16 protein-coding genes are annotated in these 16,703 nt (G+C 59.6%); 8 read left to right on the forward strand and 8 right to left on the reverse strand.

The features are described 5' to 3' along the window. Positions 1-167: 167 nt before the first annotated feature. Positions 168-1,313: a site-specific DNA-methyltransferase gene (locus AT6N2_RS06620; RefSeq protein WP_063947794.1), complete on the reverse strand. Its 1,146-nt coding sequence runs from the start codon at positions 1,311-1,313 to the stop codon at positions 168-170. 235 nt (positions 1,314-1,548) lie between these two features. Between AT6N2_RS06620 and AT6N2_RS06625 the strand changes: the two genes are divergently transcribed. Beyond that, the gene (locus tag AT6N2_RS06625) at positions 1,549-2,649 is read left to right on the forward strand and encodes a hypothetical protein (RefSeq protein ID WP_425292735.1); all 1,101 of its coding nucleotides are present in this window, start codon (positions 1,549-1,551) and stop codon (positions 2,647-2,649) included. Here the strand turns inward: AT6N2_RS06625 and AT6N2_RS06630 are convergent. Then, positions 2,609-3,067 (reverse strand): DUF1284 domain-containing protein, encoded by a 459-nt coding sequence (locus AT6N2_RS06630; protein WP_209089630.1) that lies wholly within the window; start codon positions 3,065-3,067, stop codon positions 2,609-2,611. The genes AT6N2_RS06625 and AT6N2_RS06630 overlap by 41 nt on opposite strands. Positions 3,068-3,111: 44 nt before the next feature. Continuing rightward, positions 3,112-3,792 carry a GntR family transcriptional regulator gene (locus AT6N2_RS06635; protein ID WP_063947792.1) on the reverse strand — a complete coding sequence of 227 codons (681 nt, stop codon included), beginning with the start codon at positions 3,790-3,792 and terminating at the stop codon, positions 3,112-3,114. 212 nt (positions 3,793-4,004) lie between these two features. Between AT6N2_RS06635 and AT6N2_RS06640 the strand changes: the two genes are divergently transcribed. After that, positions 4,005-4,694, forward strand: a complete 690-nt coding sequence (locus AT6N2_RS06640; protein ID WP_209089428.1) for an HAD family hydrolase — start codon at positions 4,005-4,007, stop codon at positions 4,692-4,694. Positions 4,695-4,874: 180 nt separating this feature from the next. On the opposite strand, the gene AT6N2_RS06645 is transcribed toward AT6N2_RS06640, so the two are convergent. Beyond that, positions 4,875-5,417 carry a hypothetical protein gene (locus AT6N2_RS06645; RefSeq protein ID WP_063947827.1) on the reverse strand — a complete coding sequence of 181 codons (543 nt, stop codon included), beginning with the start codon at positions 5,415-5,417 and terminating at the stop codon, positions 4,875-4,877. Between the two features lie 272 nt (positions 5,418-5,689). Between AT6N2_RS06645 and thrC the strand changes: the two genes are divergently transcribed. The 4 genes from thrC (at position 5,690) to AT6N2_RS06665 (ending at position 12,012) form a co-directional block, all read left to right on the forward strand. Beyond that, positions 5,690-7,087 (forward strand): threonine synthase, encoded by a 1,398-nt coding sequence (gene thrC, locus AT6N2_RS06650; protein WP_209089430.1) that lies wholly within the window; start codon positions 5,690-5,692, stop codon positions 7,085-7,087. A gap of 21 nt (positions 7,088-7,108) precedes the next feature. Beyond that, positions 7,109-8,407: a M16 family metallopeptidase gene (locus AT6N2_RS06655; protein WP_063947791.1), complete on the forward strand. Its 1,299-nt coding sequence runs from the start codon at positions 7,109-7,111 to the stop codon at positions 8,405-8,407. Positions 8,408-8,500: 93 nt separating this feature from the next. Next, the gene (locus AT6N2_RS06660) at positions 8,501-9,100 is read left to right on the forward strand and encodes a GNAT family N-acetyltransferase (RefSeq protein WP_209089432.1); all 600 of its coding nucleotides are present in this window, start codon (positions 8,501-8,503) and stop codon (positions 9,098-9,100) included. Next, entirely contained in the window at positions 9,097-12,012 is a 2,916-nt protein-coding gene (locus tag AT6N2_RS06665) for a sensor domain-containing phosphodiesterase (RefSeq protein ID WP_144575567.1), read from the forward strand. Before AT6N2_RS06660 ends, AT6N2_RS06665 begins: the two co-directional genes overlap by 4 nt. A 194-nt stretch (positions 12,013-12,206) precedes the next feature. On the opposite strand, the gene AT6N2_RS06670 is transcribed toward AT6N2_RS06665, so the two are convergent. The 3 genes from AT6N2_RS06670 to AT6N2_RS06680 form a co-directional block, all read right to left on the reverse strand. Continuing rightward, positions 12,207-13,310 carry a zinc-binding metallopeptidase family protein gene (locus AT6N2_RS06670; protein ID WP_209089434.1) on the reverse strand — a complete coding sequence of 368 codons (1,104 nt, stop codon included), beginning with the start codon at positions 13,308-13,310 and terminating at the stop codon, positions 12,207-12,209. A gap of 158 nt (positions 13,311-13,468) precedes the next feature. Then, positions 13,469-13,660: a CsbD family protein gene (locus AT6N2_RS06675; RefSeq protein WP_063947787.1), complete on the reverse strand. Its 192-nt coding sequence runs from the start codon at positions 13,658-13,660 to the stop codon at positions 13,469-13,471. A 101-nt stretch (positions 13,661-13,761) separates the two neighbouring features. Further along, positions 13,762-14,367: a YqgE/AlgH family protein gene (locus AT6N2_RS06680; RefSeq protein ID WP_063947825.1), complete on the reverse strand. Its 606-nt coding sequence runs from the start codon at positions 14,365-14,367 to the stop codon at positions 13,762-13,764. A 161-nt stretch (positions 14,368-14,528) separates the two neighbouring features. Between AT6N2_RS06680 and AT6N2_RS06685 the strand changes: the two genes are divergently transcribed. Continuing rightward, entirely contained in the window at positions 14,529-15,377 is an 849-nt protein-coding gene (locus AT6N2_RS06685; RefSeq protein WP_209089436.1) for a protein-disulfide reductase DsbD domain-containing protein, read from the forward strand. Positions 15,378-15,476: 99 nt separating this feature from the next. Next, complete coding sequence (locus AT6N2_RS06690; RefSeq protein ID WP_063947785.1) at positions 15,477-15,962, forward strand: peroxiredoxin; 486 nt, start codon at positions 15,477-15,479, stop codon at positions 15,960-15,962. 367 nt (positions 15,963-16,329) lie between these two features. Here AT6N2_RS06690 and AT6N2_RS24130 read toward each other — a convergent pair whose 3' ends face one another. Next, positions 16,330-16,515: a hypothetical protein gene (locus AT6N2_RS24130; RefSeq protein ID WP_233282487.1), complete on the reverse strand. Its 186-nt coding sequence runs from the start codon at positions 16,513-16,515 to the stop codon at positions 16,330-16,332. Positions 16,516-16,703 lie beyond the last annotated feature (188 nt).

Here is a 16,703-nt window from a genome sequence, read left to right on the forward strand (position 1 = left end):
GAAACTTGTCTAGCTAAAATTTTATATTCGAAAATACCAACGCCCGACACTGATGTGCCGGGCGTTGGTCGTTCTCCATCCGGGACTGAAGGTACGAAACCGGGTGGAGACGTATGCTGACAAGGGCGGGCGGTGGATCGTCCGTCTTCGGCCTTTTGGGCTTTCGACTATTCGGCCTTTGCCATTTCACTGCGGATGATGGCTCTGAGATCATCGATCGGCTTCAGCGCGTCGCCGTCTTCGAAGTGCCAGAACGTCCATCCGTTGCATGCGTCGAGACCCTGCACCTTCGCGCCGAGGCGGTGGATGGAGCCGGCGGTTCCGGCGGATGCCAGCGTACCATCCGCACGAATAATGGCGCTATAACGGCGCTTTGCGTCCGTCAGCACCTGTCCAGGGCGCACGAGGCCGCTTTCTACCAAGGTGTTGAAGGCTACCCGGGGTTCCGCCTTCTTGCCGCTCATGACCGTCAGTTCGGCTTTGCCGAGCGGCTCGACGGCGGCGATGCGTGCCGACGCCGCATCGATATAATCCTGCTCGCGCTCAATGCCGACGAAGTGGCGGCCGAGGCGTTTTGCGACAGCGCCCGTGGTGCCGGAGCCGAAGAACGGGTCGAGCACGACATCACCCGGCTTGGTGGAGGCCATGATGATGCGGGCAAGCAGCGCTTCCGGCTTCTGCGTCGGATGCACCTTCTTGCCGTCCTCGCCCTTCAGGCGTTCATGGCCGCTGCAGATGGGGAACAGCCAGTCGGAGCGCATCTGGACGTCATCATTGGAGGCCTTCAACGCATCGTAGTTGAAGGTGTAGTTCTTGGCTTTCGGATCGCGGCTCGCCCAGATCATCGTCTCATGCGCGTTCTGGAAACGACGGCCCTTGAAGTTGGGCATAGGATTGGTCTTGCGCCAGACAATGTCGTTCAGGATCCAGAAATCGAGGTTCTGGAGCATGGCGCCAACGCGGAAGATATTGTGATAAGAGCCGATGACCCAGATGGTGCCGTTCGGCTTCAGCACGCGGCGGCAGGCAAGCAGCCATGCGCGGGTGAAGGCATCATAGGCCTCGAAGGAGGCAAACTGATCCCATTCGTCGTCGACGGCGTCGACCAGCGACTGATCCGGCCGGTGCAGCGTGCCGCCAAGCTGAAGATTATACGGCGGATCGGCAAAAATCGCGTCCACCGACTGGCTCGGGAGGGCATCCAAGGCAGCGACACAATCACCCTTGATGATGCTGTCTTTCCAGGCGTCACTCTCGCCCGCACGATCAAAACCGGCACGCCGAAAATCGGCCAGCGGAAAAACTGCTGCCATTGGTACTCGCTCCATACGCTTACTCTTTACTGACGCTTATGGTTACCGAAGATGGTTATCAAAGCCTGAACAAGTCACGGAAAATGCGAAATAAATGGCAGGTGGCGGAAGGCGGCCGGCTTTTGGCGGGGCAGCGACGGGAACCCGATGGTACCTAAAACGTTGTGCACAATGGGTTAGACCGCCGCAGACGTTTGCGGGTGGTGACAGTTGTCAGTCGATGGGGGTGGGTGCCATGGGATCCAGAAAAAAAACGGCCGGGTTGTTGAATGGACTTGCGCTTGGCGTCGCGTGGACGGCCATGCAGGCGTCCCCCCTCTTTGCGCAGGAGCCGAGCCCCCAATATAGCGTCGTCACCGACGCGGTGCTTGCAGATGGCGGCCCTTCACTTGGCAACACCGACAAGGTGCGCTGGGATTTCTACAAGGCTGATCGCACCGGCGTGCGCACCGACGTCAACGCTGGCGGATCCTACGACGCCACCTTTGAGGCAAAGCTGCCGGCGGGCAAATATGTCGGCGTTGCCGCACTTGGCAATGTCACCCGCGAAGTGCCGTTTGAAGTGAAGGACGGCAGCGTGGCCAGGCCAAAAGTGAATTTCGACGCCGCCGAGTTGACGGTCGTGCCGAAACGGAAACCCGATGGCGACGTCGAAACCCAGGCGAAAACGGAAATCACCAAGGACGACTTCAAGGACAGCGTCTATGGCCGCAACAGCGTTTTTGTCCCGGCAGGCGAGATCGTCCTGACCGGCAGCATCGGCCCGGCGAAAGCGCAGGAAACATTATCCGTCAAGGCGGGCGACAGGATCAGCCATGATGTCATCATCCCGAGCGGCGTAGTGGTTGCCAAGGCGGTTTATGCCGAGGGCGGCCGCGCGGTGGAGACCGACGATATCAGGTTTGAAGCCATGTCGGCCGACCAGACGCTGGATGGCACCCGCCAGACCATCAACGGCACCTACGGCACCGGGAAAATGATGGAGATGCCTGCGGGCGACTTCGTCATGCACGCCCGTCTCGGCAAGGTGATGGTCGACAAGGCCTTTACCGTCAAGGCCGGCGAGCGCACGGAAGTCACGCTCAATCTCGATGCAGGCGTTCTTGCCATCAACGCTCCTGGCGCCGAACGGATCGATATCGTCGAAACCACCAAAGACCTTCAGGGCACGCAGAAGGAGATTTCGGGTCGATACGGCACGAAACATCAGGAGACGCTGCACCCCGGCGATTATGCGGTCAAGGTGAGCTACGACAAGAAGTCCGGCCGCGACCCGAAGGAGATGACCGTCACCGTCAAGGCCGCTGAGAGAACCGAGACGACCGTGGCGGAATAGGCGCCCGCGGTTCAGCCCTGCCGCCGTCTGGCGCCGGACTGATCTTCACGCCGCCGAAGCCGGAGGCGGCGATGCGGTCACACAGCCTGATCCACTGGCAGCCGCGACAGGCCTGCCTGATATCGCCTGACGCAAAGGCCAGACGCATCCTGCCAAGAAAATCAGGTGTGGCCGGCAATCGCTTGCCGGCAGGGAGAGGCTCGCCCAGGAAGGCCGAAACGGACTGGCGGGCGGTTTCATCCCGTTGCACCACGCCGTCATTAAAACAATGCGCATGGCTTTCGCAGAGCAAGCCTTCGCAGATATCGTCGGGACCATCCACCAGTTCGACATCCTCGCCCGCATTCAATCGCGCGGCGACGCCATCGTAATTTTCGACAAAACCGGACGTGTAGCCTTTTCCGACATAGGTCAGCATGCACAGGAGATGATGGGGCCGCAGGCGGACTGTCACAGCCCGCCCTATCCAACGATGGCGAAGGCGTCGCGCACCGAACCGGACGAGGTGCGGATGGCCTTGCGGCCGATCCATTGCACATGTCCGTCGAGAATGCGCACCGCCTCCTCGCCCCGGCCGCCGCGCAACGCGTCAATGATGGCGCGATGGTCGGTATCGGTGCGGCGTTCCCAGCCGGCCCGCCAGGCGGAAAACAGGAAGCGGGCGCTGGCGGCATGGAGGCCGTCGATCGCTTCCATCAGGCGCGGCATGTTGCAGGGTGCGGTGATGAGGCGGTGGAAACGGCGATTGGCCTCTTCCCAATGCTGCACATCGACGGCGCTGTCACCTTCGAGCGTCGCGGCCTCCGCTTGGTCAAGAATGGCTGGTGTCATATTGGGGATGGCGTGGCGCAGAGCGAGAACCTCAAGAGCAGCACGCATTTCGGCCACCTCGCGCACATCCTCGAGCCCGAAATCAGCCACTCTCACTCCACGCCGCGGGATACTTGCCGCCAGCCCCTGGGCTTCAAGGCGGCGGAAGGCCTCGCGCACGGGCACATGCGACGCGCCGAATTCGGCGGCGATGTGGTCCTGCCTCAGGCGTTCGCCGGGCGACAGCTCGCCGCGCACGATACGGTCGGCAAGCGTGCGGCTGATGCGTGCGGCGATAGTGTCTTCAGGCGTCGTTTTCTCTGGCTTGGGCATACCACCCCATATCGCATATGGCGCGGCGCTGTGTAGCATTTTTTAGCCCTCTCAAGCTAATGTACGCTCCCACCGCCGCCGTTCCTCTACTCTATCAAGCTATGAGCCTGATGGGACCGACCCTTGCGGGTGAGCCGGTTGAGCTTGAAGCGGACATGGTCTAAAAGCCCGCCATCACTTCCTCCAGGCAAATTTGATACAGGGAGCGCCCCATGAGCGGCTTCGACCTCATTATTTTCGACTGCGACGGCGTTCTGGTCGATTCCGAAATCATCGCGGCGCAGGTGGAATCCCGCCTTCTGACCGAGGCGGGTTATCCGATCTCAGTGGAAGAAATGGGCGAGCGCTTTGCCGGCATGACCTGGAAGAACATTCTTCTACAGGTGGAAAGCGAAGCCAGCATTCCGCTCTCAGCCTCGCTGCTCGACAAATCGGAAAAACTGCTCGACATGCGGCTGGAACGGGACGTGAAGATCATCGAGGGCGTGAAGTTCGCACTGTCTCGCCTGACGACGCCGCGCTGCATTTGCTCGAACTCCTCAAGCCATCGCCTCGACATGATGCTGACGAAGGTGGGCCTGAAGCCCTACTTCGCACCGCATATCTATTCCGCCAAGGACCTCGGCGCCGACCGCGTGAAGCCGAAGCCCGATATTTTTCTGTATGGCGCAGCACAATTCGGCGTCTCGCCCGACCGCGTGGTGGTGGTCGAAGATTCCGTACACGGCATCCATGGCGCAAGAGCGGCCGGCATGCGCGTGATCGGCTTTACCGGCGCATCCCACACCTATCCGAGCCACGCCGACCGGCTGACCGATGCCGGCGCCGAAACCGTCATTTCCCGCATGCAGGATCTGCCGGCCGTGATTGCGGCGATGGCGGAGTGGGAAGGCGCTTTTTAATTTCCGGCTTTGTCACAAGCGCCACTACGTCATGCTCGGGCTTGTCCCGAGCGTCTGCAACAGTTTGATTTTACGATACGTGGTTGGATCCTCGGGATAAGCCCGAGGATGACGTCGCGCGTTAGGAGCGCTTTATCCGCGATCTGACCGGAGACCACAAAGCAGCCCCGGCTTTCTACATTATGTACGGCGCTTGGTCTTGGCCTTCGCGCCTTGCTCGGCAAAGCCGACATAGACGCTGACGGACCTCGGTGCGCCGCCCGGGGCATTGGGGATGGCGACGTGGTCGTTGTTGAAGATGAACTGGGTGCCCGCGCCACCTGCCGCAACATCGATGGCGTAATTGGTCGTTTCGCTGAAAATCTCACCATCGCCATCCTTCACCGTCACGCGAATCGGCACGGTCACGCGGCCCGGCTTGGCCATCGGGCCGGGAACGAGGCGGCCCTGGGCGAGCACATTGACGGTGAGCGTCGATTCATTGGCGGTGCAGGAGCGCGTCGTGTCTGACAGCGAAACCTGATAGGCGAGCTTCTGCGGGTCGTCCTTCGCACCGCCGGCATAGACGCGGTGGACGGCAGTCGCGTCGAGAATGGTGACCGTCGGGCAGTTGGCCTGCACGACCGGTGTGACGGCATTGGCCTGCGCGGCCGGCGGATTGACGGCGAGCGAGTCCGACGGGTTGGAGGAATTGCAACCGGCAACAACGGCCAGAAGCGACATCGCAGCGGACAAACGCAAGAAATTCCCTGACACTCTTCTAATTCCCTCTCCATTGTCCCGGAACCGAACCGCAGACGCTGTTTATTGACCTTTCACGCAGGTTGGCGATGGTCTATAGCAGCGACGCCGGAAAAAATCGATTGGCATGTTCGGTTTTGCTTGAATTTTCAAAAAAGCCCTTCATTACCTCCCCAATCGCCTCATTTCGGTGAGACGCTGCTGGAAAGATGCCGGCGATCGGCGACGGACAGGTTAGGACAGGGGACTATCTCGTGAAATATGTATCGACCCGGGGTGCCGCCCCTTCGCTTGGTTTCTGCGACGCGCTGCTGGCGGGCCTTGGCCGCGACGGCGGGCTTTATGTCCCCAGCGAGTGGCCGTCCATGTCGAAGAAGGAAATCCGCAATCTGCGCGGCAAATCCTATCAGGACGTTGCCTTCGAGGTTCTCTACCGTTTCACCGGCGGCGAAATTCCGGCCGACAAATTCAAGGCGATGATCGATGACGCCTATGCGACCTTCCGCCATCCGGCCGTCGTACCGCTAACCCAGACCGGACCGAACACCTTCGTGCTGGAGCTTTTTCACGGCACCACGCTCGCCTTCAAGGATGTGGCGATGCAGCTCCTTGCCCGCCTGATGGACTACACGCTGACGGAGCGCGGCGAGCGCGCGACGATCGTCGGCGCGACCTCGGGCGACACCGGCGGTGCGGCCATCGACGCCTTTGCCGGGCGGGAGCGCACTGACATTTTCATCCTTTTCCCGAACGGGAAGGTCTCTCCGGTGCAGCAGCGCCAGATGACGACCTCCACCGCGTCCAACGTGCATGCGCTGGCGATCAACGGCAATTTCGACGATTGCCAGACGCTGGTGAAAGAAATGTTCAACGACGTGAAGTTCCGCGACAGCGTGAAGCTTTCCGGCGTCAACTCCATCAACTGGGCGCGCATCATGGCGCAGGTGGTCTATTATTTCACCGCGTCCCTGTCGCTCGGCGGCCCGGACCGCAGGGTTTCCTTCACGGTTCCAACAGGCAATTTCGGCGACATCTTCGCCGGTTACGTCGCCAAGAAGATGGGTCTGCCGATCGACAAGCTTGTTATCGCCACCAATGATAACGACATTCTGGCGCGCACGCTGAAGACCGGCCGCTACGAGATGCGCGGCGTCAGGCCCACCACCTCGCCTTCGATGGACATTCAGATTTCGTCCAACTTCGAGCGCCTGCTGTTTGAAGCCTATGACCGCGATTCCGCCGCCGTAAAGTCATCGATGGACGGCCTCAAGCAGTCGGGCGCGTTTGAAATCCCGGCCAAGGCGCTGAAGTTCATAAAAAAGGACTTCCGTGCTGGACGCGCCACCGAAAAACAGGTGGCGGCGACCATCAGAAATACGCTTGATAAGACCGGCTACCTCATCGACCCGCATACGGCGACAGGCGTTTTCGTGGCTGAGAAACACGAAAAAGCATCCTCCCCGATGGTTATCCTGTCGACCGCGCACCCCGCAAAATTTCCGGCCGCTGTAAAATCCGCTTGCGCAATCGAGCCTGCGCTTCCAGTATGGCTAGCTGACATCATGAACCGGGAGGAGCGTTTCGACATTCTGGAGGCGGAGCTTAAAGCCGTGGAAAGCTTCATCGGCAAACATGCACGCGCCGGCAAATAGAAACGCGGAAAGACGTTGAGTATGAGAGTAAATTTGACCCGGCTGTCGTCCGGGTTGACCGTTGTCACGGAAAGAATGCCACATCTCGAAAGCGTCGCTCTTGGGGTGTGGATCAAATCCGGCTCCCGCAACGAGACGAATGCCGAGCACGGCATCGCCCATCTTCTCGAACATATGGCCTTCAAGGGCACCGCGCGCCGCACGGCCCGGCAGATCGCTGAAGAGATCGAAAATGTCGGTGGTGAAGTCAACGCCGCGACATCGACGGAAACCACATCTTATTATGCCCGCGTCCTCAAGGACCATGTGCCGCTCGCCGTCGATATCCTTGCCGATATCCTGACGGAATCGCTGTTCGACGAAGACGAACTGGAGCGCGAGAAAAACGTCATCCTCCAGGAAATCGGCGCTGCGACCGACACGCCTGACGACGTGATCTTCGACAATTTCTCCGGCGTCGCCTATCGCGACCAGACGATCGGCCGCCCGATCCTCGGCACGCCCGATACCGTGCAATCTTTCACGAGCGGCCAGATCAGGCACTATCTCGCGCGCAACTATACGACGGACCGCATCTTCGTCGTCGCGGCAGGCGCTGTCGATCATGAAAGCTTCGTGAAGCAGGTCGAGGAGCGCTTTGCGTCGCTGCCGCTGGTGCCTGCGGCACCGCCCGTGATGGAAAAGGCGATCTATACCGGCGGGGAAATCCGCGAGACCCGCGACCTCATGGATGCGCAGGTCCTGCTCGGTTTCGAGGGCAAGGCCTACCACGCCCGCGATTTCTACTGTTCGCAGATCCTCGCCAATATTCTCGGTGGCGGCATGTCTTCGCGCCTGTTTCAGGAAGTGCGCGAGTCCCGGGGCCTGTGCTACTCGGTCTATGCCTTCCATTGGGGCTTTTCCGATACAGGCATCTTCGGCGTGCATGCCGCGACCGGCGGCAACGATCTGCCTGAGCTGATGCCTGTCATCGTCGATGAATTGCGCAAGTCGTCCCAGATTATCCATCAGGAAGAAATCAACCGTGCCCGCGCACAGATCCGGGCACAGTTGCTGATGGGACAGGAAAGCCCCGCCGCCCGCGCCGGCCAGATCGCCCGGCAGATGATGCTGTATGGTCGCCCCATTCCCAATGAGGAGATGATGACGCGTCTGGAGGACATCACCCGGGAGCGTCTGACCGATCTTGCAGGACGCCTGTTTTTCGATACAGTTCCGACACTGTCCGCCATTGGCCCGCTCGAACATCTGCCGCCGCTCTCAGACATGACCGCCGCGCTTTCCGCGCAGCAGCCCGCAAGGATAAAGGCGAACGGATAAACCGACATGAGGGCGGGATTTAAAGGCGGAGACCGCTCATCTCTTTCGCCATCCCGCTTGCGGATGGCGATGTTTGCCGCACAGGGATCGTGAATGCTGCGTTTTCTTTCCCGACATAGCGACACGCCCGAATTGCGCAGTGCCGATCATCTCCTCAGATTGCCCCGCTACAGCGATTTCAAGCAATGGCATGTTCTGCGCTCTGAAAGCCGCCAGTTTCTGCAGCCATGGGAGCCGACCTGGCGCTCCGACGAATTGACCGAAGGCGCCTTCCGCATGCGTGTGGTACGCAACGGCCAGGAATTTTCCTCCGGCACGGCCGTTTCCTTCCTGCTCTTTCAGAAGGAAGCGCTGCTCGTCGGCGGCATCACCATCGGTTATATCAGACGTGGTGCGGCGCAGAGCTGCATGGTCGGATATTGGGTGGGCGAACGCTACGCGGCACAAGGCCATATGTCTGCCGCATTAAAATTGGTAATACCCTACATCTTCAACGGACTTCAGTTGCACCGTATCGAGGCAGCCTGTATTCCGGACAACTTCAAAAGCATCCGGCTTCTCGAAAATGCCGGGTTCCAGCGGGAAGGTCTCTTGCGGGAATATCTGAAAATCAATGGCCAATGGCGGGATCATATGATGTTTTCCCTTCTTGCCGACAAGCAAAGCTCCGGCGGAACGAAGTACGATACATGACCTACAATCACTCTGCGCCGTGCCTGTCGAAACGTCTGGCGGCATTCGCACTGGCTGTGCCGTTTTTCCTGCTTTTCGTGCTTTTCGCCTCTCATTCCTACGCTTTCGAACCGGTGAAGATTTCCCGTGACGACACGGCGCTCGATCTTACCGCGACCACCGACATCTATGCCAATCAGGGCGAAGCCTTTCAGGTGTCTACTGCGCCCGGCCCTGACGGCATCCGCCGCCGTATCGAAGTGCGCGCCAGTTCCGACGATCACCAGGGCGACTGGGCGGTCTTTGCGCTCGCCAACGTCTCCGAAGAGCAGCTGGAGCGCGTGATCGTCGCGCCGCATTTCCGTCTCGTCAATTCCAAGCTGTTCTGGCCCGATCTCGGCTCGCAGCGCATTATCGCCATTACGCCGAGTGAAGGTTTTGCGCTGGATCGCCAGCCAAGCCCGGATGCGGACGTGTTCCGCATTACGCTCAATCCCGGCTCGGTCATCACCTTCGTCGCCGAGCTTTCCACACCGCAGCTGCCGCAGATTTATCTTTGGGAACCGGAAGCCTACAAGGACACGATCAACGCGTTCACGCTCTATCGCGGCATCGTGCTGGGCATCGCCGGCCTGCTCGCCGTGCTTCTGACCATTCTTTTCGTGGTCAAGGGAACGTCCGTGCTTCCCGCGTCAGCCGCCCTCGCCTGGGCCGTGCTTGCCTATATCTGCGTCGATTTCGGCTTCCTCGAAAAGCTCATCACCGTCACCTCGAGCGATCAGCGAATATGGAGGGCGGGCGCGGAAGTGGCGCTCGCCTCCAGCTTTGTGGTCTTCCTCTTCACCTATCTCAACCTCAACCGATGGCATGCGCATCTGGGTTATGCGACCTTTGCCTGGGTGGTGGGACTGGCGCTGCTGTTCGGCGTGGCGATCTACGACCCCTCGGTGGCATCGGGTATTGCGCGCGTTTCCTTCGCCCTGACGGCGACGGCGGGTATCGCGCTCATCATCTATCTCGGTTTCAACAAATACGACCGGGCGATCCTGCTCGTTCCATCCTGGGCCCTGATCCTCGTCTGGCTGTTCGGCAGCTGGCTGACGGTGACGGGTCAGCTCGACAATGACATTGTGCAGCCTGCGCTTGGCGGCGGGCTGGTTCTGATCGTGCTTCTGATCGGCTTTACCGTCATCCAGCACGCCTTTGCGGGCAGCGCCTATCAGCAGGGACTGTTCTCCGATCTCGAACGCCAGTCGCTGGCGCTGACCGGCAGCGGCGATACGGTCTGGGACTGGGATGTGACGCGTGACCGCATCGTTACCACGCCTGACATTTCCAACCGGCTCGGGCTGGAGCCCGGCACCATGCATGGTGCTGCGCGCAACTGGCTGCCGCGTCTGCATCCTGATGACCGCGACCGCTTCAAAGCGACGCTCGACGTGTTGCTCGACCATCGCAAGGGCCGCCTCAACCACGAATTCCGCATTCGCGCCGAAGACGGGCATTTCCACTGGCTGCAAATCCGCGCGCGTCCGGTCCTCGGCTCCAACGGCGAAATCATCCGCTGCGTCGGCACCATCACTGACATTACCGAGCAGAGAAACTCGGTCGAGCGGCTGTTGCAGGACGCGATGAACGACAATCTGACCGGGCTTCCGAACCGGCAGGTTTTCCTCGACCGTCTGCAATCGATCCTCAACCTGTCCCCCGACAGCGAGGGCGTGCGCCCGACCGTGATGGCGATCGATATCGACCGTTACAAATTGGTCAACGATACGCTTGGCATCGCCGCCGGTGACAATATCCTGATTGCGCTGACGCGGCGTCTGCGCCGGCTGCTGAAACCGCAGGATACGCTCGCGCGTCTTGGCGGCGATGAATTCGGCCTGATCCTGACCTCGGAGCGCGATCCGCAGCGGGTTGCCGATTTCGCCGATGCGGTGAACAAGGCGATCATGGTGCCGATCAATTTCGCCAATCGCGAAATCATTCTCACCGCTTCTATCGGCCTCGTCTCTTGGATCGATCAGCAGGAAAGTGCGGCGGGGCTGCTGAGCGACGCGGAACTGGCCATGTATCGCGCCAAGCGCGCTGGCGGCAATCGGGTCGAGCCTTTCCGTCCCGCCTTTCGCACCTCGGGCACCGACCGGCTGCAGATGGAGAGCGACCTTCGCCGCGCCATCGAGCGCAAGGAGCTGTCGCTTGCCTATCAGCCGATCGTCAAACTCGACGATGGCGAGCTTGCCGGTTTCGAGGCGCTGATGCGGTGGGAGCACCCCAAGCGCGGCAATATTCCGCCAAGTGAGTTCATTCCGATTGCCGAAGCCTCTGGCCTCATCGAGCCGCTCGGCATGTTTGCGCTTGAGCGCGCGGCGACGGACCTGATGGACTGGCAACATGCCATCGACAAGATGCCGATCTTCATCTCCGTCAATATTTCCAGTGCGCAGCTGCTGAACAACGAACTCTATAACGACGTTCGCGGCATGCTGACCCGCACCCGCTGTAACCCGCAGCAGCTAAAGCTGGAACTGACGGAATCCGTCGTCATGGAGAACCCGGAACAGGCGCGGCTCGTGCTTTCCAAGCTGAAGGAAACGGGTTTAAGCCTCGCCATGGACGATTTCGGCACCGGCTATTCGTCGCTCGCCTATCTTACCCGCTTCCCCTTCGACACGATCAAGCTCGATAAGGCGCTGGTGGCCAATACCAGCGACAAGCGCAACGTGCTGCTGCGTTCCGTCATCGCCATGGCGCGCGCGCTGGACATGCAGGTGGTGGCGGAAGGCATCGAAACGCCTGAGGATGCGGCCGAACTGGCGCGCATGAACTGCCATTTCGGCCAGAGCTTCCTGTTCGGCACGCCGGTTTCGGGCGATGCGGCGCTGAAGCTTCTGCGGGAACGGTTCCAGCCGACGAAGCGGGCTTCGTAAGCGGAGTATTGGCACGCGAGGTAGGCTACCTCCGTCATTCCGGCTCTGAGCCGGAATCCAGCCGCCGCGCGTCGGCGCGGCGAAAGGTCCTTTCAGCCCAAGGACTTGGGCTGCCTGGATGCCGGATCAAGCCCGGCATGACGGGAGGAGGAAACGGCGCGTTTGCCGACTGTTGCTCTTAGCTTGTCGACTGTTCACTGAACCAGGGCAGCCTGCACCTGTGTAGACTCATCCGCGGCCACCTTGCCATGCAGGAGGTCGTGAATGAACTCCATCTTCGCCACCACCGGCGGCGTCAGCACGAAGGGATAGAGGTCAGCCTCCCCCATGCTGCGCTGGATGGAGTTGATGGCGACACTCAACGGGATCCAAGCCTTGACCAGCTGCGCGGCGCTGCGGGCCTTGTAGGGATCAAAAGTCACCTCAGCGGCCATTTCTTCATGCCCATCAGGATCAATCGCCACCCCAAAGGCGCGCGCCGTCTCCAGCGTATCGACGATGTGGAGATAATGGGCGAAACATTCGGCGAAATCTTCCCACGGGTGGACCGAAGCATAGGAACTGATGAAATTCTGCTGCCAGTCCGGGTTGGGGCCGGAATCGTAATTGCGTTGCAAGGCCTCACCGTAATCGGCCCGCTCGTCCCCAAACACGGCACGGCAAGCCTCAAGCCGATTGGCGTCGCGCACGAGCTTGTTCCAGATGAAGTGGCCGACCTCGTGGCGAAAATGGCCGAGCATGGTGCGGTATGGCTCGTTCATGTTGGCGCGGACCTGCTCCCGCGTCACGTCGTCCGCCTCGGCGGCGCGTATGGCGATCAGGCCCTCGTCGTGACCGGTCATGGCCGGAATAACGGAGCCATCGGGGGCAACCTCATCCACCAGAAAGTCGAAAACCAACCCGCCTGCCGGGTCCGCGTCACGGTTGGGGTGCGGCAGGCCAAGACGCAAAATCGAATAGAACAGGTGTCTTTGCGCCTGGCTGATGCGCCGCCATTGCTCGATCCCCTGCTCGGTCGCGATATCCGGGACGAGCCGATTGTGGCTGCAGGCGGGGCAGAAAGCGCTCTCACTCTCTGCCGGCACCGACCAGTTGCAGATGTCGTTCACCTCATTGGCGCAAAACCGGATCTGTTTTTCCGGCGCTGCCACCAACTGCCAGTTTGGTTCCCCCGCCGGCGCCAGCGCTTCCATGGAAAGGCGCTCCGGCACGAAGGCCAGACGGTGGCCGCAGGCGACGCAGAATCGATTGTCGAAATGAACGGGCTGGCCGCAGGACGCGCAGGAAAAAAGCTTCATCGGTGAAATCCCGGAATGGACGGATAAGGCAGACGTAGGGGATGAACGTGCCGATCTGGTGACGGACCACCGCTCCCCGCATACGACAAGAGCGCATGTGCGGTAACACATGCGCTCCGAGCGCCACGTTTTGGGAGGGGCGCTATGCGTCGAAACGTTTACATGCGGTCGACGGCGCCCTTGACGGAATCCTTGGCCTTGCCGACCGACGACTGAACCTTGCCCTTGGTTTCCTGGGCGGCACCCTTGGCGCGAAGCTCGTTATTACCTGTCGCTTCGCCGACGTTTTTCTTCACCTTGCCAGCAACTTCGTTGGCTTTACCGGCGATCTTGTCAGATGTGCTACCCATGTTACTACTCCCTAGTTTAGCCGTACTCTCTGTCCGACTTTCGGCATAGTAACGTCATGGCTGCAATTTTGGTTCCAACTGGAAAGGCCGAATATAAAGCTTTAGGCGTGGCCCGCATCCGCCGACAGCATGCGGGCGTCGACACCCATGAGCGCCAGAGCGCGCTCGTATTTATTATCCAGCCCACGGTCGAAAATCAGCTCTTCCGAAGCGGGGCAGTTCAGCCAGCCATTGTTGGCGATCTCGTTTTCCAGCTGGCCCGGCCCCCAGCCGGCATAGCCCAGCATCATGGTTGCCCTTTGCGGGCCGCGGCCGTTGGAAATGGCGCGGACAATATCGAGCGTTGCCGTCAAGGAAATATCATCGCTGACGGGAATACTGGATTCGCTCAAGTAGTCATCGGAATGCAGCACGAAGCCGCGCCCGGACTCGACCGGCCCGCCACACTGGATCGGAAATTCGCGCGTGCGGTTCGGCAGCATGATGGCATCGTTGCTGTCCACAAGTTTCAGATGCAGAAGGATATCGGTAAAGGTGATCTGCTGCGGCCGGTTGATGATGAAGCCCATGGCGCCCGCATCCGAATGAGCGCAGATGTAGATCACCGAGCGGGCAAAATTGCCGTCATCCAGTCCGGGCATCGCGATGAGGAACTGACCATCGAGAAAGCCACGTTCGCGTTTGTCCATCAGGGTTGAAAAGCTCACCGGCGCCTCCAGCAGGCCGAATTCCGCTGCATGGCGGAAACGGCGTTCGCACTTCGACAAAGGACAGGATGCGGCATCCCGCCCGATCAATCAACCGAAAATGATGAATCCCACGAATTCGTAACTGGCCCGCAGGGCCGTGTTGGGTTAGACGGGAGAACATGAACGTCACATTATTTTCCCGATTTTCGCATCTTCGCCTCGCGGCCGCGCTGGTCGCCTCCCTCGGCGGCACGCAAGTCGCCAGGGCCGAAATAACCGACTGGGCCAGAAGCGAAGGTGGCCAGATGCGCGTGGCAAGCCTTGCCGCGGACGCCAACGGCGTCATACGCGGCGTGCTGCAAATCGAACCGAAAGATGGCTGGATCACCTATTGGCGCGAACCGGGTGAAGCCGGCATTCCCCCGAAGATCACGCTTGATCCGGCAAGCGGCGCAACGCTGACCAGCATGGCCTACCCTGTTCCCAAGCTGATTGAAAATGGTGAACTCACCGATATCGGTTACGACCACGCCGTCAGCCTGCCTTTTCAGTTGAAAGTCGTCGATCCGGCCGCTGGCGCAAAAATAGATCTCACCGCCTTCATCGGCGTCTGCCAGAATATCTGCATCCCTTTCGAGGCGAAGTTTTCGATCGATCGAGGCAAGCTTGGCGACGATGACAGTGAGGAACGCCGGCTTCTGGAGGCGGCGCGTGAAACTCTGCCCGAAGCGGCATCCGATGATTTCAAGGTCGTCGATTTCCACATTACCCCGGATAAGACCATGCTCGGAGTGCAGTTGCAGCTTCCGGAAAATGCGCCGAAGGGCACCGAAATCTTTATCGCCGGCCCCTCCGGCTTTGCCTATTACGAGCCGCAAAACCTTGTTCGCGACAAGCGCAAGCTCTCCTTTTACATGAACATAAAGGGGCTTCCGAAGACCTATCAGGTGCAGGGCAACAGCTGGCCCATCCTTGTGAAATCCGGCGATCGGGCAATGGAAACCGTGCTGAATTTTCCAAAACCGTAAGGGGCGTTCAAGCGGTGGAATTTGCCTTGAAAACCGCATGACAGGCTTCATTTCCTTGCTTTATAGTTGCGCGAACCGAACCGCCACAGGAGCACGGACATGACCATCAAGATCGGCGACAAACTGCCTTCCGCCACCTTCAAGGAAAAGACGGCCGACGGCCCGGTTGACACCACGACGGACGAACTTTTCGGCGGCAAGAGAGTGGTCCTGTTCGCCGTGCCCGGCGCTTTCACGCCCACCTGCTCGCTGAACCACCTGCCGGGTTACCTCGAAAACCGCGACGCCATTCTTTCAAAGGGCGTGGACGATATCGCCGTCGTCTCGGTCAATGACTGGCATGTGATGGGCGCCTGGGCGCAATCATCGGGCGGCCAGGGCAAAATCCACTTCCTTGCCGACTGGGACGCTTCCTTCACCAAGGCGCTCGGCCTCGATGCCGATCTTTCCGGCGGCGGTCTCGGCGTTCGCTCCAAGCGTTATTCGATGCTGGTGGAAGACGGCGTGGTAAAGTCGCTGAACGTCGAAGAAAACCCCGGCCAGGCGACCGTCTCGGCCGCCGCGGCGATGATCGAGCAGCTTTAAGAAGCTTATTCTTAAGTACACAACTTCATACACCAAACATTAAGTAGGCCCGCGAAGTTACCCTTCGCGGGCCTTGACGAATCACGATTAATTCAAACAAATTACTCGAGAGCTAAGTCGTTATTTAATAACATATATACTAAATATACTACATAAGAAATAATAAAATTTATCTTACTTAGAAAATATTAAAACAGATATTCGACAGTTAATTCTTAAATTCATTCATTTATTCGCAAATGGGCATGATGCGCCATCCACAGATATTTCTACCCTTAGTCCGTTGAACCCTGTCTAGGTTCGTCACAGGGTACGACACCGGAGAATAGGTGGGTATGCGCGGCAACACATCAGCAATCTTTCAGCCTCACTCGATTTCCGTTTCACACAAAAACTTGGTTGGACCTTTTGCACTGAACGCCCCCGTGCCGCGCCGCCCTGCGTTTCCGTCGTCGCGCCTGATGACGGGCTGGCTATCACCGAAACCTCTGACATTTTTTTTCACCGTTCCAATGTTGCTCGGACTGAACTGCGCCGCCACGGCAGGTGACATTCCAGGCTCGCCTTACGTTCGCTGGCTAGAAGGAGCAGACAGTAATTTCGTCAAAGGCATCAGCGGAGACGGGTCTGTCGCGGTCGGATATTCGAGTTTCAGCAGTGGCCCGCGACCTTTTCGCTGGGAAGCGGCGACAGGAAAGCTGCGCTATATTGATGGCGGGATTGAAAAAAATGGTGGGCGCG

Source organism: Agrobacterium tumefaciens (assembly GCF_017726655.1).
In the GTDB taxonomy this organism is placed as follows: Bacteria; Pseudomonadota; Alphaproteobacteria; order Rhizobiales; family Rhizobiaceae; genus Agrobacterium; species Agrobacterium tumefaciens_B.